At 40.7% G+C, this 23,430-nt stretch carries 17 protein-coding genes; 8 read left to right on the top strand and 9 right to left on the bottom strand.

Translation table 11 applies throughout. The annotated features are described in order from the left end of the window. The 7 genes from QYC40_RS03170 (at position 1) to QYC40_RS03200 (ending at position 8,165) form a co-directional block, all read left to right on the top strand. Positions 1-186, top strand: a complete 186-nt coding sequence (locus QYC40_RS03170; RefSeq protein ID WP_301992363.1) for a hypothetical protein — start codon at positions 1-3, stop codon at positions 184-186. Positions 187-204: 18 nt separating this feature from the next. Continuing rightward, positions 205-1,116 (top strand): cbb3-type cytochrome c oxidase N-terminal domain-containing protein, encoded by a 912-nt coding sequence (locus tag QYC40_RS03175; protein ID WP_301992364.1) that lies wholly within the window; start codon positions 205-207, stop codon positions 1,114-1,116. 18 nt (positions 1,117-1,134) lie between these two features. Further along, positions 1,135-2,532 (top strand): cytochrome c oxidase accessory protein CcoG, encoded by a 1,398-nt coding sequence (ccoG, locus tag QYC40_RS03180; RefSeq protein WP_301992366.1) that lies wholly within the window; start codon positions 1,135-1,137, stop codon positions 2,530-2,532. 86 nt (positions 2,533-2,618) lie between these two features. After that, positions 2,619-3,041 carry a FixH family protein gene (locus QYC40_RS03185; protein WP_301992367.1) on the top strand — a complete coding sequence of 141 codons (423 nt, stop codon included), beginning with the start codon at positions 2,619-2,621 and terminating at the stop codon, positions 3,039-3,041. Between the two features lie 3 nt (positions 3,042-3,044). Further along, positions 3,045-3,737 (top strand): sulfite exporter TauE/SafE family protein, encoded by a 693-nt coding sequence (locus QYC40_RS03190; protein WP_301992368.1) that lies wholly within the window; start codon positions 3,045-3,047, stop codon positions 3,735-3,737. A 162-nt stretch (positions 3,738-3,899) separates the two neighbouring features. Beyond that, positions 3,900-5,372, top strand: a complete 1,473-nt coding sequence (gene cls, locus QYC40_RS03195) for a cardiolipin synthase (RefSeq protein WP_301992369.1) — start codon at positions 3,900-3,902, stop codon at positions 5,370-5,372. An 84-nt stretch (positions 5,373-5,456) separates the two neighbouring features. Beyond that, a complete protein-coding gene (locus QYC40_RS03200; protein WP_301992370.1) occupies positions 5,457-8,165 on the top strand; it encodes a carboxypeptidase regulatory-like domain-containing protein in 2,709 nt (902 codons plus the stop codon). Between the two features lie 132 nt (positions 8,166-8,297). Here QYC40_RS03200 and QYC40_RS03205 read toward each other — a convergent pair whose 3' ends face one another. The 3 genes from QYC40_RS03205 to QYC40_RS03215 are packed head-to-tail and all read right to left on the bottom strand — an operon-like array spanning position 8,298 to position 11,878. After that, positions 8,298-9,125, bottom strand: a complete 828-nt coding sequence (locus QYC40_RS03205; RefSeq protein ID WP_301992371.1) for a DMT family transporter — start codon at positions 9,123-9,125, stop codon at positions 8,298-8,300. Next, the gene (locus tag QYC40_RS03210) at positions 9,125-10,108 is read right to left on the bottom strand and encodes a YihY/virulence factor BrkB family protein (protein WP_301992372.1); all 984 of its coding nucleotides are present in this window, start codon (positions 10,106-10,108) and stop codon (positions 9,125-9,127) included. Before QYC40_RS03210 ends, QYC40_RS03205 begins: the two co-directional genes overlap by 1 nt. A gap of 9 nt (positions 10,109-10,117) precedes the next feature. Further along, positions 10,118-11,878 (bottom strand): long-chain fatty acid--CoA ligase, encoded by a 1,761-nt coding sequence (locus tag QYC40_RS03215; protein WP_301992374.1) that lies wholly within the window; start codon positions 11,876-11,878, stop codon positions 10,118-10,120. Positions 11,879-12,537: 659 nt separating this feature from the next. Between QYC40_RS03215 and QYC40_RS03220 the strand changes: the two genes are divergently transcribed. Next, positions 12,538-13,044, top strand: a complete 507-nt coding sequence (locus QYC40_RS03220) for a hypothetical protein (protein ID WP_301992375.1) — start codon at positions 12,538-12,540, stop codon at positions 13,042-13,044. Positions 13,045-13,080: 36 nt separating this feature from the next. On the opposite strand, the gene QYC40_RS03225 is transcribed toward QYC40_RS03220, so the two are convergent. The 6 genes from QYC40_RS03225 to QYC40_RS03250 all read right to left on the bottom strand — a co-directional run bounded on the left by QYC40_RS03225 (position 13,081) and on the right by QYC40_RS03250 (position 23,327). Further along, a complete protein-coding gene (locus tag QYC40_RS03225) occupies positions 13,081-14,505 on the bottom strand; it encodes a thioredoxin domain-containing protein (protein WP_301992376.1) in 1,425 nt (474 codons plus the stop codon). Positions 14,506-14,537: 32 nt separating this feature from the next. Next, a complete protein-coding gene (locus QYC40_RS03230) occupies positions 14,538-15,998 on the bottom strand; it encodes a hypothetical protein (RefSeq protein ID WP_301992377.1) in 1,461 nt (486 codons plus the stop codon). 15 nt (positions 15,999-16,013) lie between these two features. Further along, positions 16,014-17,510 (bottom strand): RagB/SusD family nutrient uptake outer membrane protein, encoded by a 1,497-nt coding sequence (locus QYC40_RS03235; RefSeq protein WP_301992378.1) that lies wholly within the window; start codon positions 17,508-17,510, stop codon positions 16,014-16,016. Between the two features lie 10 nt (positions 17,511-17,520). Further along, a complete protein-coding gene (locus tag QYC40_RS03240) occupies positions 17,521-21,255 on the bottom strand; it encodes a SusC/RagA family TonB-linked outer membrane protein (RefSeq protein WP_301992380.1) in 3,735 nt (1,244 codons plus the stop codon). 130 nt (positions 21,256-21,385) lie between these two features. After that, positions 21,386-22,618, bottom strand: a complete 1,233-nt coding sequence (locus QYC40_RS03245; RefSeq protein WP_301992381.1) for a FecR family protein — start codon at positions 22,616-22,618, stop codon at positions 21,386-21,388. A gap of 97 nt (positions 22,619-22,715) precedes the next feature. Continuing rightward, positions 22,716-23,327 (bottom strand): RNA polymerase sigma factor, encoded by a 612-nt coding sequence (locus QYC40_RS03250; protein WP_301992382.1) that lies wholly within the window; start codon positions 23,325-23,327, stop codon positions 22,716-22,718. Between the last annotated feature and the right edge of the window lie 103 nt (positions 23,328-23,430).

The following is a 23,430-nucleotide window of genomic DNA, read 5'->3' on the forward strand; positions in this document are numbered from 1 at the left end:
ATGTTTAAGCAGATAACAAATTTACATGGAGACGAGATTTACTTGATCGTCTCCCTATGTATCTTCCTTGGCTTTTTTATCCTCGTAACTATCATGTTGTTCGCCATGAAGAAAAACTTTGTCGACTACATGAAGGGATTGCCGTTGGAGGATACTGAGCGCGAATTAGATAAATTACCCGAATAGACAAGACCTATGATTTCTATGATATTACAAGATACTGTTGCTACAGAAGTTGCAGCAGCAGCACCACAAACATTTGGAACGGGAAATTTATATAATGATATTTTCTATATCGTCGTGTTCCTCGTACTGATTGCGGTTCTATTCGCAGCCATTACGATCAACAAGGCCCTGCGCACGATGTTGAAAGTGACGATGCCAGATGTTGTACAAGAAGAAGCTCGTTTAAAAGCCGAGCGAAAAGCTTCAAGTCAATCCGCTTGGGCTAGAAGATGGAATACCTTTATAGGTTTAAAACCTATTGAGCAAGAGGAGTCATTGAAAATTGAAGACCATGAATATGATGGTATTGCCGAACTAAATAACCCTATTCCACTATGGTTTAATGCTTTATTCTACTCCACCGTAGTATTTGCGGTAGTCTACATTTTGATTTACCACGTATTCGGAGGATTGAACCAGGATCAGGAGTACGAACGTGAGATGGCACAAGCAGAAATCGAGAAAGCAGAGTTTCTATCCAAATCGGCGAATGCATTTGACGAGAATACCGTGGAGATTGATGCGACCGGTACGTTAGCCGCGAACGGTAAGGCGATTTTTGCAGCAAACTGTCAGGCTTGTCACGGACAGGCAGGTGAAGGGACCATTGGTCCGAACTTAACCGATAGATTCTGGCTGCACGGCGGTGAGATTAAGGATATCTTTAAAACTGTAAAATACGGTGTGCCAGATAAAGGGATGGTTCCTTGGGAACAAACATTAACTCCAGCTCAGATTGCTGAGGTAAGTAACTACATCGTCACATTGCGTGATACCAAGCCTGCAAATCCAAAAGCAGCGGAAGGTGTTGAGGTAGCAAGTTACCAAGCAGAAGGTGGAGCAGCTGAACCTGCAGCCGCTACAGATAGCACTGCAACAGCAACAAATTAAATTAAATAAAACAATACCATGGAAGTAGCAGCAAAGGGAAATGAGAATACTAACCAACCAGAAAAATCTAAAAGAAAGTGGGTTTATGCGAAAAAGCCTGCCGGAAAGCTTTATAATTATCGACAGGTTGTTGGTTACTCTTTGCTGCTCTTTCTTTTTGCGGCACCATTTATCAAGATAGATGGCAACCCGTTCTTGATGTTTAACATTATTGAACGTAAATTCTCCATCTTTGGCAATATATTCTTGCCGCAGGATATGCACATTTTCCTATTCGGGATGCTGATCATTATGGTCTGCATTGTGCTATTCACTGCTGTTTACGGTCGTGTTTGGTGTGGTTGGACATGTCCGCAGACGATCTTTATGGAACTCATCTTCCGGAAGATCGAATACTTTATCGAAGGCGATTGGAATCAGCAGAAGAAAAGAGATCAAGGTCCGGACACGGATGCAAAAGCATGGCGTAAAATTCTGAAACATGCTGTCTTTATAGCCATCTCCTTTCTTATCGCGAACCTATTCCTGGCTTACATCATCGGAGTAGACGCGCTGTTTAAGATCATCACTGATCCTATTGATCAACATATCGCTGGTTTTATCTCCATTTGGGCATTTACCTTTGTTTTCTACTTTGTGTTCGCTTATGTTCGCGAGATCGTGTGTACACGTATTTGTCCTTACGGACGTTTGCAAGGGGTTCTTTTGGATGAAAACTCCGTTACTGTAGCGTATAATGTAGCAAGAGGGGAGCCTAGAGGGAAGATACGTAAGAATAGTGATGTGGTTACCGGAGATTGTATCGATTGTAACCTATGTGTACATGTTTGTCCTACGGGTATAGACATACGTAAGGGGACACAGTTGGAATGTGTTTCATGTACGGCTTGTATCGATGCTTGTGACGCTGTTATGGATAAAATCCATAAGCCTAAACGCCTGATTGGTTTCTACACACAGGCCGAAGCAGACGGGAAAGCAACGCTGCAGGATGGCAAAAAGAGGAATACGAGAGCCATTGTATATTCATGTATATTGCTCGTATTAATGGGTATCTTTACGGCGATGATCTTTAGTCGCACCGATGTCGACGGGCGGTTATTGAGAGCAAAGGGAAGCACCTATCAGTTCCGTGATGATGGAACAGTAACGAATCTATATTCTTTAGAATTGATCAATAAAACAACGAAAGATATTGATTATGAGCTTGTGAGCGAGGATAAGGATATAGAGATTCAAATTGTAAATCCTATTTCGCATTTGCCGCGCGAGGGCAATGCCAAATTAAGCTTGTTCTTGATTGCAAAGAAAGCGAATATTAAGGAATACAAAACGAATATAAAATTGAATGTTGTGGCAGACGGTAAAGTGATTGAAACCATGAAGACAACCTTTATTGCGCCGCCAGGAAAATAAAATATGCATGTTTCCGATGGTCAAATCACAAGAATGAGAATCCTTGTTGACCATTGAAGACAAACACACACACTTACAAAAAAGGAATGAACTGGGGATATAAAATAGTATTTGGATTGGGCGCCTTTGTGCTCTTCATCGTAGGTTTAGCCATTTACATGGTTTCTAACGATACAGATACGCTGGAAGATGATGATTATTACGAACGTAGCTTGAATTACGATGAAACTTATCGTAAGAAAGAGAACTTAAATCATAATCATGCAAAACCGACGATACGAATTAGTCAAGATACCATGTTGATCAAATTCATATCGGCGGATAATAAAGGACAGCTTCATTTTAAGCGTCCTGATGATAATAAGCTGGATGTTTCGCTTCCTTTCGCGACGCCTACTGACCAGTTCAAACTACCGCTTAGTACCTTTAAGAAAGGTAATTGGAATTTGGAAATCGATTGGAAAAGTGGTGCTGATAGCTATTTAGTCGATCAACACGTTTACTATTAGGAAATGACTTACCATTATCTTGCATTCTTTATGGGCCTTTTGGGCAGTATCCACTGCGCAGTAATGTGCGGTCCGTTATTGATTGCAATTCAAGGAGGTCATCAAATTTCCTGGAAAACTACTTTTAACAAGCTGATTTACCAATTAGGGCGCATCCTGACCTATGGCATGCTCGGTCTGATTTTAGGCTTATTGGGAAATGCTGCTGCAATACAGGGCTGGCAGCAAATCTTCAGTTTGGTTACAGGTGTGATTTTAACAGCATTGGGCTTGTTCTATATTTTTGGAAAGAGTTCAAAGCAATTAGCAAGCTTTCAAACCAAGGCAATTCAGCCTTTCGCCAAGTTTATGGGAAAATGGTTGTACCGTCCGGGAGGCAGTTTTGTTGCTGGTGTGCTAAACGGTCTTTTGCCCTGCGGAATGGTGTATATGGCTTTAGCATCTGCTGTTAATGCGAGTTCGCTAGAAAATAGTTTTCTGTTTATGGTTCTGTTCGGATTAGGAACTTTACCACTATTATTACTATTCTCCTTCGTGGGGAATTTCCCGAGAAAAATCTTTAAGAAGGGATTTACGACGGTCTTGCCAATACTTTTTATCCTGATGGGTGTTTGGTTTATTTTACGCGGTGCCAATCTGGATATTCCCTATCTTTCGCCCTTATTGCATGTCGATGGCGCAATGAATTGCGCTTAACCCATACTGCTTTCCTACATCTTTACTCTTCAAAATAGTGTATATCGGGCGTTTATTTCCGCTATTGCTAATTCTTTTCTATCTTGCTCTTGTTCCTCAAACTTTTGGTTAGAAGTATGGTTGTATTAAGAGGACAACTTTTAAAGTACTTTTTCTATCGATATGACTGAATATTTGCAGCCTATAATACAGTTTTTTGAACAATGGGGATGGATACCCACGACGATTATTTACCTAGGTGTTATTATAACGATTCTTATCGAAAATAGAAACCCGACGAAGACCATTTCTTGGGTCATGGTAATCGTCTTTCTTCCACTTGTCGGTGTTATTCTATATTATCTTTTCGGTCAAAAGTTTTCTAAAGTCAAGAAGCTCAAGCGTATTAATCAAGAACAATCTCTTCGATTGAAGAAAGAGTTTAAGCGATTGGAGCCGTTGATGGCCTGGTCCATACAGAATATCCACAATAAGATTGGCGATTTCGCACGCGTTTATTCGTATTTAAAAAATGAACGGCTTTCGTCGCCTACGCTGAATAACGAAGTAACGCTATTGGTTAATGGGGAAGAAAAATTTAAGTATTTCTTGGAGTCATTAGAGGGTGCAACGCATTCGATTCACATGGAATACTACATCTTCGACCTGGATGATATCGGAACCAAAGTTCTGAATATCCTTGAACGCAAGGCAACCGAAGGTTTGAAGGTGCGCCTCATTGTGGATAGCTTTGGCTCGCCGCGACTGGTTCGGCATATGCGGAAGATGCGCGGTAAAACTAATATTGAATTTCAGGCATTTCTGCCTGTGACTTTTACTTCGTTGGCCAACAGCAATTATCGTAATCATCGGAAGATTGCAGTAATCGATGGTTATACAGCCTATATCGGCGGGATAAACATTTCCGACCGGTACATCAATCCAAATGAATTTGGGCTATACTGGCGCGATACTTCCGTGAAAGTTGTAGGAAATGCGGGTACCATGTTCCAAATCAGCTTTTGGAATTCCTGGAACCAAACCGATGGGGAACCCTTCGATTTGGAAGATGGATATTTGCGGGATATGCCAGTCGTTGCTGAGCAGCTGAGTGCCGTAGCATTAGTATCGAGCGATCCGGGATCTTTGGGTCCTTTTAATATGGAGGCTTTATTGCTGAGCATTGGCGAAGCAAATGAAAGCATCAAATTATGTACACCCTATTTTATCCCGTCGGAGGAATTAGCGACAGCATTAAAGACCGCCGCTGGCGCTGGAGTTGATGTAGAATTGATGATTCCGGCAAGTGGCGACTCCTGGATAGTACAACATGCGACTTTTTCGTTCTTAAAGCCTCTGTTAGAGCGCGGAGTCAAGGTTTACCTGTATGAAAAAGGCTTCTTACATGCTAAGACGGCAGTAATCGATGGCAAGATCGCTTATGTTGGGACTGTTAATCTAGATTTTCGAAGTTTCTATATTAACTACGAGGTAGCGACAGTAATTTCTAATAAGTCATTTTGTGCTCAAATGGATAATCAGTTTGAAATTGATAAGAAAGAATGTTCTATAGTGACCTTAAAGGATTGGAAACAAAGAAAGGCATGGAAGCGTGGTATTGACTCCTTATGCCGTTTGCTAGCGCCTTTATTATAGTTTAAGCATTGTTAAATTTCCGGTTTCATGGCATTCTTCTCCAAAAATTAGATATATTTAGCTTTTTGAAAAACTGAAGAATCGATGAGGAAAATAAATCGCATACTTTTCATAATTCTAACACTTTTAGCTGTCTCTAATTTCTCGAATGCCCAAGAAAAACCCGCCATCCCAATTAATACTGCGGTGGAGAATGTGCAAAAGTTCTTTACAGTCTATCCAGTAGAAAAAATACACCTACATTTCGATAAACCTTATTATGCAGTAGGGGATACGCTATGGTTCAAAACTTATTTGAACACCAATCTCTTCAATTATGACCCAAGTAAGGTCGCCTATGTGGAGATATTGAATAGTCGTGATTCCTTAATGCAAACGCTTCGTGTACCGTTAAAGGATGGTGCCGGAAAAGGACAGTTAGTATTAGATCCTCAGTTCTGGTCGCAGGATAATTATAGAGTCCGCGCCTATACCAAATGGATGATGAACTTCGATATGGGATACTTCTTTAATAAGGTAATTCCAATCGGAGATGCAATTAATAAGAAGCTAGGATCAGATGTAAGCTTTGAACCGGATGGCAATAAGACCAAAGCCATACTCCAATTCCGCAATCGACAGGGTGAGTTATTGAGCCGTAAAAAGCTAACGTGGGAAGCTAACGATGGCTGGGATCCTTTCGATAAAGGCAAAGGCGAAACCGATGCTTTAGGTCGTGTTATTGTTAGTTTATCTAATAAAGAAAAAGAGAAGTTCAAGAACGGACGCTTAGTTATTAAGCTTGAAGATGGGGAAACCTTAGTGGGACAATATCCACTACGCAATGCAATATGGGAGGCTGATGTACAGTTCTTCCCAGAAGGAGGTGATTTAATATCGGGTATCTCTAAGAAAGTAGCCTTTAAAGCAGTCAATTCTACTGGTCTTGGCCTGAAAGTAAAAGGAAAGATTATCGATAGCAAAAAGCAAGAGGTAGCAAGTTTTGAGGACTTAGGATTGGGTATGGGTTCTTTCAATTTAGTACCTATTAGCGGAGAAACATATAAAGCTGTTGTTACCTTCGACAATGGCGAACAGAAGACATATGATTTACCGGCCGTTGTTGATAATAAAGTTAATGTCGTTTTTGCGAAACAAGAAGGTGAGTTTATCAACCTAGGTATTGTTACGAATGACAGCCATTTCCAAACTGTACAGAATAAACCTTTCTATGTCTTCGGACAGCTGAATGGTCATTTAGTATATGCTGCACAGGCTTCGATGAAGAGCGCAGCGGTATCTATCCGTATCCCCATTAAGGAACTTCCGAACGGGATAGTACAGATAACGCTTCTTTCTCCGGATGGCGAGCCACTTTCAGAGCGCCTTGTATTCATTCAACCGCAGAAGTTGATCGATATTCAAGTAAAAACCGATAAGGACAGTTACGCTCGTAAAGACTTGGTGAAAATGAAATTGAATGTGAATAGTCCGGTAGATAGCTTAATCGGGAACTACTCAGTCTCGGTTATTGACGAATCGAAAGTGCCATTTAATGATGACAACGACAGAACCATCGTTAGTAGTATGTTGCTTACGTCGGATTTAAAAGGTTATGTGGAGAAGCCGAACTATTACTTCAATGAGAAGAATACCAACCGTTTAGAAGCCTTAGACGCTTTGATGATGACACAAGGATTCAGACGCTTTGATTATAAACAATTAGTGCAAGGGAAGCTTCCTCAGGTGCGTTTTATGCCAGAGCAAGGTATCACCTTGAGCGGGATATTACGCTTAAATACAGGTCGTCCGCAACCTAATGGTGGCTTACTTTTGACTATTCCAGGCGCAGCCATTAAGAAAGATACTTACACAGATAACAATGGTGTATTCAAGTTCGAGAATCTGGTGTTCCAAGATTCGTTGAAAGCGACTATCAACGCTAGAGGAAACGACAATTTCCGCAATCTTGTCATCAATATGGATCAAACATTCTATCCGGAAATTGATCAAAATAGTCCTTATTTCAGTGCGGGTATTCAGAATATTGACCAAAATATGTCTGCATATTTAGATAACAGTAAAAAGGAATTCCGTACCTCAATTTTGATTGATGAGGTCGTTGTGACAGCGACTCAAGAGAAGAAACAGTCGAGTAAGGACTTCTCTGCGCTATCTGGATTATCTATGCCGGATCACCGTATTGAAGGTAGTCGTCTGCAAGGGTGTAATGTATTGAGCATGTGTTTAAATACCTTGCTAACGGGCATTACATATGATGTTAATACCTTGAAATACTATGTAACACGTAACTACAACCAGGGAAGCCGCGTTCCGGTGCAGTTCTTCTTAAACGGTATGCCGATTGATGAGCCTTCTTTGAATTCCATCACGATAGCTGAAATCGAAGGCATTGAAATCTTCTTGAGAGATGATTTAGGAACTGTTCGCAATATCTATCAGAATGATGGTGTTGTGTCTATCATCACGAAGAAAGAGAAAAAGCAACCGCGTATGACGGCGGCGCAGATTGAAGCCATGCTACCGAAGTCCAATGTCGTTGAGTTACACCCATTAGGATACGTGAAACAACGTGCATTTTATACGCCGAAATATGCTACCCCTGAGAGCAAGAATACGAACGACTACAGAACAACCGTATATTGGAATCCAGAAATCAGGGTAGAAAAGAATGGTGAAATAGACCTAGAATTCTACAATGCTGATGGAACCGGTAAATATAAAGTGGTCGTTGAAGGTAATGATGTACAGGGTAATGTAGGCCGGAAGGTTTACTATTACAATGTTAAGTAGGATTAGATATAAGATATCAGACATTAGATATTAGACATTGCAAGAAAGGTTCGAAGGCTACTTCGGACCTTTTTACATTTCTCATTAACACGTTATCGAGGGTTATTACTGTTGTGTTAGCAGCAAGTTCTGCTACTTTCGAATATTCAAGATAACTGCTGTTAGAATCACCGCAATCCCCAATAGGGCATACTCGCTAAATGTTTCCTGAAACAGGAAATATCCAAAAACTAACGCATAGATTACACCCAAATAGTTTAAACTGGCGACTTTGGCAAGATTGGCTCGCTGGTAGGAAAGCGTCATGTAGTATTGTGCAATCTGCGTGAAGATTCCGATTAGCAATAAAACAGCCCAATCCCAACCTTGTGGGTTTTCCCAATGCATTAACGTATATACGCCGACAAAAGGAAGGGTGATGAGCGGAAAATAGAAGATGATAACCAAGGGATGCTCGGAGGTCTTCAATTTGGAGATGATATTATACGCTAGCCCAGCGAATAGTGCCGCCGTTAATCCAATAACCAAGTCTAAGGTCGAAATCCGAGGATCGAAGCCTTTCAACATAATGACACCGGCAATTGCCAATCCGAAATATAAATAGCGAATAGGCTTAACAGGCTGTTTTACAATAAAGATTCCCAATATCGCTGTAAAGAAAGGAGAGAGGTAATTTATAGTAACTGCAGAGGCCAGCGGAATATGCTGCAAGGTGTAAAAAGAGCCGACTAATCCGATACAGCCCGCTACGCCACGCAAGATTAACAAAGGCTTGTTGTTCCCAAATACGGGGATCTTATCACGCTTGAGAATAACGTAGGAAGCGACTAAGCTGAAGACCGATCGAAAGAAAACCACTTCGACCGTCGGGATGTGAGAGACATATTTCACACATACGTTCATCAAGGCAAAGAACAGCCCTGCTAAAAGCATGTACTTGATACTATCTTTTTCTTCCACTATTGCACAGGGTCATTATGTTTCTTAACCACCTCGCGGATACCCGTTTCCGGGTCTATTTCCAGTTCTGTCTGCTTCACCAGCACCGCAAATGATGAAGGTTGGATGCCCTTTCCATATTTGATGGCGTATTCCTTCGTAAACTCTGCTCCGAAGTACAGAATTGCCGAAGAGTAATAAACCCAAGCCAACAAGATAATAATCGATCCTGCAGCTCCGTATGACGAAGCAGTCATGTTCTGACTTAAGTATACCGAAATGCCATACTTGCCGAGCATGAATAGAAAAGAAGTAAACAAAGCTCCTCCCAAAATATCCTTAAATCGAACTTTCGCATCCGGCAGGAAGGCATAGATGGTACCAAATAGGGTCGTGATGACTAAGAATGTAATGCTCGTATTCACCATGTCGATGAGGCTGATATCCCAATGTTGGATAAATTGGTTGAAGTAATCAGTCATAATCCCGATCAAACTACTCACGATCAGCGACGCCATTAAGAGGAAAACAAGTCCTAAAATCATTGAGAACGAAATCAGCCGGTTGATGATCAGCTTCAGCCAACCTTTCTTGGGCTTCGGTTTTACTTTCCAGATTGTATTGATGGAGTTTTGAATATCCACAAAGATGGTCGTCGAAGTGAACATTAAAGTAGCCGAACCGATGATGATGCCGATGTTCGACTTACTGTCCAATGAAATCTTGGATACCGTCGATTCCAAGGTAGAGGCTATTTCTCGTCCGAAGAGCTCGCTCAGTTCGTCCATCACCTGTTCGCGCGCACCAACTGTGCCGTCCAAATGCTCCCCATAGAAAAAACCTAAGGTCCACGTCAATATCAATAACAGTGGACCTATAGAAAATACAGTATAATAAGCTAATGAAGCACTGAGCTTCATGCAATTGTCCTCGATAAAACCATTTACAGCATTGACTAATAGTCCCCAAAATTCCTTTAGTTTGGTCCAAACAGTAATTATCATAGGCAGCTCTTATTCCTTATAAATATTTTTGATTAGTTCTTCGTTTTTCTGTAGAATGACCTTGCGCTTCAGGCTCAACTTCGGCGTTAGCTCTCCGTTGTCGATGGTCCATTCCTTGGAAAGCAATTTAAATTTCTTCACTTGTTCCCAATGTCCAAAGTTAGCCATTGCTTGTGAAATTATTTGCTCATATTTTGTTAAAACTTCACCTTGCTTAATTGCTTCTTCTTTAGAGCTATAGGGGATACCTTTATGTTTGCAATATTTTTCTAACTCTTCAAACGCAGGAACTATCAATGCTGCAGGGAATCGCTGGTTTTCGCCAATTACCATCACTTGCGCAATCAGTGTAGACTCCATCAACTTATTCTCCAACACCTGCGGTGCAACGTATTTACCACCTGCTGTTTTGAACATTTCTTTCTTCCGATCCGTAATCCGTAGGAAACCGTCTGGGGTCAGCTCGCCAATATCGCCCGTATGAAAGTAACCATTACTATCAAAGGCCTCTTTCGTCGCTTCATCATTTTTGTAGTAACCCTTAGTGATGCTAGGACCCTTAACCATAATCTCGCCGTCCTCGGCAATTTTTACATCCAGGTTATTTAAGACACGACCTACCGTACCGAATTTTACGTCATCTTCATCCCAGGAATTAACAGCGATAACAGGAGATGTCTCAGTAAGACCATAGCCTTCCAGGACCTTGATACCAGCAGCCCAAAATACACGTGCTAACCGCTCCTGCAGCGCCGCTCCTCCAGAAATAATAATCTTGATGTTGCCACCCAAGGCCTCTTTCCATTTCGAGAAGATTAATTTGCGCGCAATACCCAGCTTAAAGTTATAGAATGCTGAGTTCGTCTTTGGCTCCTGATATTTTAGCCCCAAATCCAAAGCCCAGAAGAATAGCGATTTCTTAATCCCGGTCAGATCCTTGCCCTTCGCAACAACCTTATCATACACCTTTTCCAGTACACGAGGCACTGTGGTAAATAAATCCGGTTTTACATCGTTGATATCAACTACGATATTATCCAGATTTTCAGCATAGTAAATCTGTACCCCCCGAGAGAAATACATGTAAACAACCATGCGCTCAAATATATGGCAGAGTGGTAAAAAGCTTAGCGCCTTCTTATATTCAGTGGTAATCAAGTGATTACAAGCTTGGACATTGCTCAGTAAATTTTCGTGTGAAAGGTAAACCCCTTTTGGCTTTCCGGTAGTTCCGGAAGTATAGATTAACGTCAATAGATCATCCGCCACAACAGCATCGTTATAAGGCGTTAAATCTACATCATTCGCTTTGCCTAAGTCGGCAACCTCCATATAATACTTTCTACCCTCGAGCTTGTCGAACGTATAAGTTTCTATATTGATGTCGTTTTCCTTCATCGCCAAATCAGCCTTTGTTGCTAGTTCTTCGTTACTAACAAACACCATTTTTACATCCGCGTCATTGATGATGTATATCAAATCCTGATTGGAAAGGGTAGGGTATAAAGGCACCGTGGCAACACCCAACTGGTTACAGGCGAAATCAATAAAGTTCCATTCCGGACGATTTCCCGACATGATCGCTACGCGATCGCCTTTCTTGATCCCCCGTGCAATCAATCCTTTACTTAAATTATTAACTATATCGACGAATTCCGCCGTAGAAAAGGTACGCCATTGATCTCCCGCACGACCAGCAACCATGATGTCCTTGGCATACTCCGTCTTGTAATTTATAATGATATCGAATAATCTACTGAACTTGTTCATATGTTGTTCCCTTTTATTAAATAACAGTTTATAATTCTCAAAATTTAGGTCTGACTAATATATTGTTTTTTTGACTAAAAACTATGCTGGCAGAGTAATAATTATGCTATCTATGTATGCATCTTGGTTAAAATCAATGATATGGATAAATTGTTCCATGGTATTAACCAATGTGGTGAAACGATTGTTGAAAATTAACTGATACCTAATTTCAGTTCATTGAAAATCTTCAATATCCTTTTAATTCCTTTTAACACAACATTAATCGTCACATTTATAAGATAATAAAAATTATGGATAATCACCTTATCTTTCCGGGTGTAGGTAGAATTGTACTAGTTGCGAACTTCGACTGCTCATTCACATTCCATTCCCCTTATATAAGCCAATCAAACCCCTTCGGAAGCGGGTTTGATTGCGCTATTCATTGCGTTTGAATTGGGAGAGTAAGTGTTTTATCTAGTACTTAGTATTGAGTAGTTGGTATTTAGACCTGATCCTGGCGATCCTTTCATCTTTCCTTTCTTGGTTCAGACCAATTACCATAGGTCTAACTACTAAGTACTAACTACTATAAACACTTCACGATATACTTTAGTCGCATTTTTACCGTTTAAAAATTAATGTTACATTTGGACGTTTAGATAGATAAATAATTTATGAGGAAAACATTACAATTAACTTTCATTCTGGTTTTGACCGTATTTGCGGGTATTAACATCGCGCAGGCACAATTGCCATCGACACATGCTATTGGGGCTCGCTTCGGATCTGCGACAGGTGTTACATACCGTTATAGCTTAAACCAAACAAATGCTATCGAGGGAATCTTAAGCGTGCAAAGTAATTCGAAATACAGTAGATTTCGCTTGGTAGGATTGTATGAGTATCACATGCCTATCGCGAACGACTTCTCTTGGTTTTGGGGATTTGGTGGTAGTGTTGGTTCGTATTCCGGTAAAGCATATACTGATGACAAAGGGAATCGCTTTGACAAATATTCGGAACTTGCGTTAAGCGTGGATGGTATTGCAGGGGTAGAATACAAAATCCCTTCCGCACCGATCGCTCTTTCCTTGGATATCAAGCCGCACTTTGACTTCTTGCAAAGCTCAGGCTTTAAAATATTTGATACCTTCGGATTTTCTGTTAGGTATACTTTCTAAGAAAATTAAAAGGCTCGCGATTGCGAGCCTTTTTTGTTATATCTTATTGTTATCAATTTTCTCTATCAATATTTTCAGTGCTTTTGTCGGGTTTCTCGAGAAGTATTTCGAAAGCGAATAAGCATTGATGGATCGATTCAAATGTTTAATTGCATTGTCCTTGGCGCCTACCTTGACTAATATAGGGCTAGCGCTTATCGTAATGTCAGTTTGGAAAGGATTTAGCGTGCAGGCGTAATTTAACCAGTTGCCGACTCTTTTCTTTGTGCTCAGTTTATTATCAGAAATACGCCAATAATAATCAATCCATGCCAGCATGTTTCTACTGCTCAAATTCCCTCGGCCTAGCGCCTGCTCCAAATGCCGATTGGCATTGGTCTCGTTATTTGCTATAGAAGGGTTCAGCTTGAGTTTTTTGTTAGCTTGGGCCTCAACCTCTTCCAATGGATGCGTTAAAATGAGTTGAGTCATGTAGCGCTCCAGTAAGGGTTTGAATTTTGAACGATTGTTGTCATTTACAGATAAATACTGCAGTTGAAGAAAATCTTCAGATGCAAAAAAGATTCCTCGACCGCTGGAAATGGAAAGATCTTGATCATTACTTGCGGTACTTACTTTTGATTCCTTAAAGCGTTTATGAAATTCTAGAGCCTGCTGGAAGGTTTTGTCATCTCCAATGTAAATCAGATTATCCATTATTTTGCCCATAGTCAATTCAATAGAAAAGACAATATTTGTTCTGAATTTTCTTGAAAAGTTTTCCTCCTTCTGTTTCTTTTTTACGATCAATTCCAGCATCCTGTTGAAGACCCTGTGGTTATAGGTCGAAATTTGTCGAATCATTTCTTCATTCGTATAGATTTGATCACCTTCTTCTGCTAGGAAATCCGTCTCAGGCAGATTGAGAAGATATCGTGCAGCAATATCAGACTTGAGGTATGGATCGTTAACCGTGGCATAGAAATCTGTTAGAAATTCTAGATCTTTCTTGCCATCTCTAAAATCAGATTCCATGTTTTTGAGACCGCCATGTTTAAATGTAAATCTTGTTTTTTCTGCCTCTTGAATTAGCTGTTCTGCCGTTTTCGATCCAACAAGACTGTGCATTAATACGCCATCATAAGTAATAAAAGCCATAGTTGGGTAGGCTCTTACGCCATATTTTTTTGCTAGTTCAGGCCCTTCACCTTTTTCAGCGTCGATTTTTAGGTTTATAAAATTCGCATTAAAAACTTCACCTACTTCCGGCCTAGTAAATACATTCGCTGCCATGCGCTTGCATGGGCCGCACCAGTCGGTGAGAAAGTCGACAAAGATTATTTTTTTCTCCGTTTTGGCTTTATCCAGAGCGCTTCGAAAATTTGCTGATTCTTCAAAATTTATTCCCTGTGCAAAAACTTTATGATGAACAGATTGAAAAAAGAAAAGGATAATTAAAAATATAGATAGATTAAGTTTCATTTGAGTTTTTATTTAAATGATGTATTTCTTTATTATTTATCAATCGGTCGGATGGCGTAGTCATTTTTCCACATCTGCCTGCCTATCGCATTATTTAACGACCATTCTATACGTCTTGCCTGGTCCTGAGTGATGACGCTTTGAAAAGACCCTTGCTCGCCGGTATTGGAAGAGAAATACTCAATCCAAGGAAATCCTGGCACTCCTCCGGTTTTGTTTGTGTTGATTCTAACCGTATACTTTATTCTAGAGCTACCAATTTCAGTACCTGCCAGCCCTCCTTTGCTTGCCGAGGCGTAATAAGGATTATATATGAAAGTGTCTTCGCAATAATCGTCAACCCATGTTTTAGGGCTACCGAAATAGAATTTTGTTTCACTAACAGAACCGTTTGGAATGACACCGAGGAAAGCAGACATTTGTGAAACATAATCAGGATATAATTGCGCGAAACCATCGCTTTTCTTGTGGAACACCAAGCCTACATTTTCGAGATAGGTCGGTTTTTTCTTCCATGAATCGATAGCTGCCTGCCCTTCAAGTTCCAATAAGCTGACAGATGCGGGCAAAGGAAACTTTTGGGCATCATAACTGCCTTTTGCGAAGGCGGAGGGGATCGATCGAATATACCTGTTCGCTTCGGTGGTGTTTGCCCATCCACTTGCCGTTACAATCCAAATGTTTAAATATTGTTCGCAGTCCCAATAAAGGCGAGGATTTTCCAATACATAGTTGATACTAAAGTCTTGTTTGTTCTGCGATTCTGTGAGATAGATTCGATTGATCCCAGCCTCTTGCAATATCCTTCCGTTTGGATCTCGAACGGCTGGAACAAATTCTATATTCGGATTTGCTCCATTCGATGCCACGCTGTTCTTTCGACCAAATACTTTGTTGTATAAGTCGATTACGAAATACACGGCATCAGCGTTTAATTCCTGCATCTGTTCCTTTGCCTTATCGACGTCGACAAGATGAAATACGACAGGAATCCTTTTTTTTGAAGGCATCGGATCTGCCTGCCTCACGTGCATGCGAAAATATGTCGGGTCATCGACGACCTCTATTCCCTGGCCGGTTTCGGGAAATTCAGCTAATAGTTGCAATACGGGTTTGGTTGATCTTATCCCATCAACTTCGGCGTAGAAGTCAATAAAGGGTTCGCTGATATCCTTAGTGGAGAAGTCGGCAGGATATTCCTTTCCACTTCGGTCGAAAAACTTGATTGTATGCGTCTTCCAACGATTTACAGGAATCTCTTTGTATTTCGCTTGTGTATTTCCATAGATATCGGTATAAGTTCCAGCTTTCGTATAGAGCTTAACTTCTAACCCTAATTTCGAAACTCCGTCAGCAACAAAAAAATTGCTGTTTGCTTGACAAACAACTTTGTCAATGTGGTATGTTAATTCGCGTATGTCTTCTTTATCAGGCTTACATCCCTGAATGAAGAATATAAGGCCGAACAGGTAATATATAATTCTGTTGTTCATTTCTTTTCTTATTGATTAGTAAAACAGTGATGACCAGCCAGGATTTGAAATCATGTCAGGGTTGTATTTAATTTCATTCGAAGGAATATAAAACTGGAATCGGAAGTCGTCCGCCTGTAACGTTGCGGTGAAATCTTGAACAGTTCTTGTTTCTGTTACGTGAAATCGCTTCATATCAAGCCAAATGATGTCGGATTCGCCGAGAAACTCTCTTTTTCGTTCTAAGTACACCTCCTTTTGTATCGCTTCGGCTGTTTGCGGCATATCAAGGGTTGGTATTACCTCTTGTTTATACCGTAGGGTTCGCCATTGGATTAAGGCCTGTTGTGCTTCTGGAATTTGCCCCGTCATGGCTAGGGCTTCGACATATATTAACCATTGCTCCGCTAAGCGAAATATGATGTAGACTTGGTTTCCTTTGATTTTTCTACTAGGGTCGATTTCATCTTCAACGATGTCCGCAGCGTTTTTCTCATAATTGCTGGGGTCTAAAAACCATTCAGTCTTTCGGAGGTCGCCATCGTGATACAATGTGTTCCACACGGAGATACTATAGGTGAACTTATTTGTCAAAAAAGCATAAGTATTGCTTCCCTGAGCCAGACTTTCTGGATATCCGTTTTGATGTAAGCCAGAGCTACCATTGTCGTCTTGATAGGCCATCACCTTTTGATCAAGCGTTTCCATATCAAAGGGCATGGTTTTGGTCGTTGTATGAAGAGAAGGGTTGTCAATGGCTTTTTTTGCATATCGTGCGGCCATTTCCCAGTCTTTTACTTCTCCTAATGCGGAACTTGCTTTCCATAAATAGGCTTGTGAAGCGATCCGATAAATCCAATCCCGATTATACATAACACTATATCCTTTTTTCGGCTCCGTTCTGTTAATCCTTAGTTCCGCGGCATCGATATCCGCTATGATTTGATCAAATACGATAGATTGCGGCTTCCTCGACAGGTCGGCCTCTTCGATGGATTGATTTATTTGAAGATGAACTGGTATTCCAATCGTTGGATCATCAATCGGTGCATAGTACTGTAAAAGTTTTAAAAAGTAATAAGCACGTTGAATGTATGCTTCTCCCAAAACGTAGTCTCTCGTAATCTCATCGCCTTTGGCGGTGCTACCTTCGACGATTACTAAATTCATCAGTCCAATAAGCTCATAGTAACATGACCAGTCGCCCCTGAACGTACCTCTATCGATCGTCATTTTTTGAGAGGCGGACAGATTTTCTAAACTCTGATCCCATTTCGCGAATGACCAAACGTCGACAGCTGATGTAAATGAATTGTTTTCGCTAAATTGATATCCCGTCCATGGAGTTGGCGCGTGGGCGACGGAACTTGCCTTACCATTTCTAGTCAGATTATACATCCATGCGCCCAGGGTGTTTTTTACAGCGTCAAGATCGGTGAGGAACTGTGCCCCGATGGGTTTGATATCCAGGAACTTTTTACAACCGATGATGAAAAAGCAGGATATTAGAATTAGTATTGCGTATTTTTTCATTGGTTTTTACTTAGAATGAGAATTGTAGATTGAAGGCGTACTTACGTGCTCTCGGATATCCAAAAGCATTCCCACTACGGATATCCGTACTTCGGAATTTGGTAAATACATGAATATTGTTTGCGATGAATCCTGCTTTGAGAAATTTCACGCCCAACTTTTTGGTTATTTCTGTTGGGAAGGAATAGGACAGGGATATATCATTTAAACTTAAATAATCAGAGCGCTGAAAGCGGTCGTCGGTAAACATCATGACGTATCGAGATGCATTTTTAGTGATTGCAGGAACATCCGTTTGATCGCCAGGTACTTGCCATCGCTCAATTGCTGTTTTCAGCACATTAAACTGGGGTCCGTAAATCTCTGAATTGCTTCCGGTCGTGCTGTATACGAAGTTACGCGAATCGAATGTGCGAATTGTTTGCCCCGCGATATAGCTGAAAGAGGCTCTTAGTTCTAAAGATTTCCATCCAAAGGTAGTAGAGAATCCGCCATGATATTGGGGTTGTTCATTTCCAATTTCAACAAGCGATTGCATGTACCAATTTACATAACTAATTCCGCCGCCTGGAGCTGTGTTATTTGCTTCCCAGGTCAGTGGGGCATCTTCAAGGTTGATACCAAAGGCATTTGCATAGGTTCGGCGTGCTCGCTCGGATAGGTAAAACATCGCTTCGCCATTATCAGGATTAACTCCAGCAAAGCGATATCCGAACGTTGTGCCAGTCGCATATTGTTCGATATCGTTCGCTGTAAATCCAATCCATTTGTTTAGATAATCTGGGTCATTGAAGCCCAACGGGTCTTTTACTTTAGAGTTTTCAACACGGTTGGTATTATGGCCAATATTGAATGATGACATCCAGCGGAAATTGCTTTTAGTCATCAGACGCAGGTTGAAGTTTAGTTCCCAACCTTTGTTTGACAGATTATAGCCATTCATGACTAAACGCGGGTTTCCGAAAGAGGGCGGAGATTCTTGCGGCCCCAGCAAATCGAACACCATATTGTCATAGTAGTTGAAGCTTCCCCCAAATTTGTTATTGAAGAAACCGAAGTCAACACCGATGTTTCGATCTTGCTTTCTTTCCCATTTGATGCTTGGATTTGGATAGTTTATATACCTTGCTGCATAGTTTTCATCATATTTTGTCGGAGAAAGTATGATCCAGGAATAGGGGAGTGCGCTACGATCAATATTTCCGGTATATCCAAACCCTCCGCGGATGCCTAGCTCTGAAATAAAAGGCAAATACTCTTGTATCAATGGTTCGTTATGCAAATTCCATTTTGCACTAATAGAACCCAATGGCGTAAATCTGTTTTTCGGATCAATGGTTCCGGCGCCATCGAATCGCGCATTTCCATTGACAACATATCGATCTTTGTAGCTGTAGGAAAGCGTCCCGAAAAAGCTAGCCGCTCTGTTTTTATTGCCGTAGGTATAATTCGCGATACCCGCTAATGCCGCTTGTATGTCGCTGGTTATAGGGGGATTCCACGGAAATTCTGGGAAAGTTCCAAAAGCATATTCAGGATCGTAGTTCACTAATCTGGATCGATTACTCCTGGCTTCTGAACTGCGGATTTCCGTTCCCAAATAAGCCGCTACGTAATGGTCTTCTTTGATTGTCGTATTGTAGGCTAAGGAAGCACGTCCGGAAAAGGATAAGGATTGACCGTTACTGACATTCAGAAAACCGTCGTTGTATTTTGCAGGTACTTCAACTGGGTTCGTTCCTGCGTCAAATATTTTTGGTGCCCAATAGTTAACCAATGACGTATAGGTTCCGGGGTAGGCGCCATTTTCAGAATTATTGGTGGCATATCCTACGCGTCCTAGTGTTTCCAATCGCAGTGATTTTAAGATATTCCAGCGAACACTTAGGGTGGAAGTAATATCCGCAGCCTTTTGTGTAGAGAAGGTTTCGTCCATTTCTCTTAAAATATTGAACTCAGGATATTTATAGCCGATGCTCAATACGCTCTTATCACTCAGCCAGGATTGATCAGCTGCATAGCTGCCGTCATCGTTATATGGTTTCTCATAAGGGTTCGCAAAAACCGCATATTTGAATGGATCAACAGCTGAGCCATGGTTTTTCGACTGCCGGTATGATCCGTTGATATCTAAATCGATGGTCAGATTTTCTTTTGGCTTAAATCCTATATTTGATTTCGAGGATACTGAATTAAAATTGTTAGTTTTCAAAGATCCTTTTTCATCCGATGCACGTAGCGAGGTATAATACCAGAACTTGGGTGATCCTGCTCTTATGGAAACCGTATGATTTTGGGAAAGCGAGGGGCGATAAAGTTCATCGAACCAATTGACATTAACTTTACTCAAGTCTTCGATGGTCTTATAATAGGTTGCATCATCCATTAATCCTTTGGTCCAATCGTCGTAAAGCCGAGCGCCACGACCACCAATTTGATCGCGTTGCTGAAATTCTCGCATCAACTCCGTCTCGAAGTTGATTTTTTCAGCGGCATTCATGAATTCGAAGGTGTTCATGCTAGGAGCAAGGGTATAAGCCTGATTGGTTTGGTAGTTAATAGACAGTGGGCCCTCCGAGCCTCTTTTCGTAGTGACGACGATAACACCATTGGCCGCCATTGCTCCATAAATCGCTGTTGCAGCGGCGTCTTTTAACACCGTAATCGATTCTATGTCTGAGGGAGCGATATTGCCTACCCCATGATTGAGGATGGACTGTTGGATGACGCCATAGGTTAAATCGTGTATGGACGATACCCCTTCCTGAAGAGGTAAGCCATCAACAACCCACAGGGGCTCGTTGTTTCCATTGATGGAGTTGTTGCCTCGGATGCGAATTTCCGCCTGCGCCCCTGGTTCACCACTCGGCGAAGCTGAATAAAGCCCGGCAATCTTACCTTCTAATGCTTGGTCGATCGAAGAGAACATGCTATTTTCAATGTCCTTGGCAGTAACCGAAGAAAAAGACCCGGTCATTCTATCCTTGTTAATTTGTTGGTATCCGGTATTAACAATAGACACTTCATCGATCTCGTGCTGCACTGCTGTCAACCGGACTCTAAAGGTTCCTGCGCTTACCTGTTGTTCTGTTATGGTCAGGGTCCGGGAAGTGTATCCCACAGAAGAAATATTGATTTTATTGCCAGCGTTTGCTCTTAATAATACCATTCCTTTATCGTCTGATTTCCCAATGAAGGATGGTTTCGATTGCCCATTGGATACGAGATTAACATTGGCGCCTGATATCGGGTGATTTAAACTATCGACAATGATGAGTCTAATATCACTTTGAAAGATGTTGTTATTCTGTTGATCCTGAGTATCGCTCTTGACCGTTTTTTTCGCTACAAAAATAGTACGATCGATAATTTTGTAGTCAAAAGAATTCTTCTCCGATAATCGTGTTAATAAGTCGGATAACTCAATCTTTTTGAGCCGAAGCAATACTTTATCCTCGCTCGTTACAATAGTTTTATTCCCGAATACAACATAGCCCGTTTGCTTTTTAATTTCTTTGAAATATTCTTTTAAAGTAAGATTGTCCTTTTCGAATAGTAGCGATTGTGCTTTCCCATTCGAAAACGCAACTGAGAAGCAGGTAGTAAGAATTAAGATGGTTAGTTTCATGACTTTAAGTGAGAAACTGAAGTGTCGAATTACATGGCAATTCGAATCAATTATTCCGGTATACTTTAAAAGTTTGGGATACCAGAAATACTTTCCACTTCTAGTGGTTTTTTTCATAACTTGTAATAAGTTTTAGGTACAGAAATTAATAAAGGGTTTCTTCTAAAGCTGATTTACGGGAGTGTTGCAAGCACTTCCGTTTTTTTGTTTAAGGTGGTTTGGATTTCATAATTGTAGGCTGGTAATTTTAGTTTTTATTGATGTATAGCGTCCTGTTTTTTAGGTGGCATGGAATTCCTAACTTGTTAAGTGCGACGATGAGTTCTTCAATAGAAACATCGCTGGTAATCTCACCTTTAAGATCTACATGGGGAAGCGTTTCTTCTTGGAATATCACTTCTATGTTGTACCAGCGTTCAATTTGTTTCATTAACTGAGCTATGCTGGCGCCGTCGAAACTAAAAAGTCCATCGACCCAAGCTTTTTCTACCGATGGATCTTCTAGCATCTCAATTTTGAATTCATTGTTTTCTTTCGTTCGAAATGTTGCTCGTTCGCCCGGCTTTAAGATATGTTGATTCATTTTATAGCCATTAGGGGATGAAAAACGGAGAGATCCAGTTAATAGTGTGGTGGTTACAAGGTCATCATCTAAATAAGACCTCACATTAAACGAAGTCCCTAACACTTCAATTTGATTGTCGTTGGGAAGAAATACACGAAATGGATGTTTTTTATTTTTTGCGACATCGAAAAATACCTCTCCCGTAATCGATATATCTCTATTATGTTCAGCGTAGTTGCTTTGAAACGCTAAACTGCTCGAGGCATTCAGCCAAGCGACGGATCCATCGGGGAGTATCACTTTATATTGCCTGCCTCTTGGCGTGCTGATACGATGAATGTTGTTTTCTGTATAGTTTTCATTTGCTCTAGGGAATACTATCTGATTTTTTTGAAGTGTTGCAAAACTTCCATCCTCTAGTGCTATACGTTTGTTCTCCAAAGAATCCAATACGATCTGCCGTCCATCCGCTAGTGTTAATATCGCACCGTCGGTTCCGGGTTCAATTTTTTCATTTAGTGCTTTCGATGCTCTAGGCTCTTCAACAATAACAATAAAGTGATTCCAAGCATAATATGAAAGGCTGATGAAAAGTAAAAGAACAGCTGCGATTTTTAACCAATGTGCATATTTGGATGCCGAACCGTTCTTTTTTAGTGGGCGTACTTTTGGAGATAATCCAATCTCATTACAAATCCGCAAATATAGATCTTGCTTTATTTGCATACGATCAGATTGGAACATGTATATGGTTTCTTCGGCGAAAGATTCGTTAGCATTTAACTGGTTAAACCAATCCTTCCTTTCCGGAGACTCTTCCAACCATTGCAGCAATAGTTCTTGTTCGGTCTCACTGAGATCCGATTGTAGAGATTTTATGATAAGTTTTGCGATGTCTTTATGCTGATACATCATCTTGGTTATAATCTGAGTTTCTCAGTTAAGACAAGCGAGATCTAAAACATACCATGGATTCAGCATTATTTTTTAAATTTTGCTTCAATGGGCGATGTTAGTTTTTAGTGATGGAGGAAACGAAAAAGGATGGGCTGTTGAGAAGCAGTAGAATGTAGGAGAGTATGCTATCTCCAAATATCGCTCTTAAACGTTGTAAGGCACTGTGCTTTTGGTTTCGCACGGTTTGAACGCTCAACTGTAGTCTTTGCGCAATGCTAGCTGGTTTTATTCCGTCTCTATAAGTCAGAAGAAAAACTTCTCTCATTTTAGGAGGTAGGCTCTCTATTTCTAGCCAAATTTGATTAATCAATTCAGCATGCATCAGTTCCATTTCATTTTGGGAACTTTGCAGTGTTTCTAACTCAATTAACAGTTTAGATTGATGTTCCGTTCGAACACTTGTGCGCTTTAATACGTTTATACAACGATTCTTAACTGAAACATATAGGTAACTCTTCACGTCATCCAGATTGCCAAAGTCGCAACGTCTTTGCCATAAGCTGATGAATAGATCGGCAAGGACATCTTGAGCGTCGACCTCACTTACATATTTTAGGGCGTAGATGGATAAAGGAATATAATACTGATCGTATATTCTTGAAAAAGCTGCTTCATTTCCATTTTGAAATTCCCGGAAAAGCAGATTTAGTTCATTCGGTAGAGTCATTGTTTAAAGCCAAAGGCAGTTTACTTACATAATGCTTACCAAATGTATCAAAATATTAAATAATAAATAAAAATTTAACTAACAAATAGATGTAATTAGCGTA

This window comes from Sphingobacterium sp. BN32 (assembly GCF_030503615.1).
Classification (GTDB): Bacteria; Bacteroidota; Bacteroidia; order Sphingobacteriales; family Sphingobacteriaceae; genus Sphingobacterium.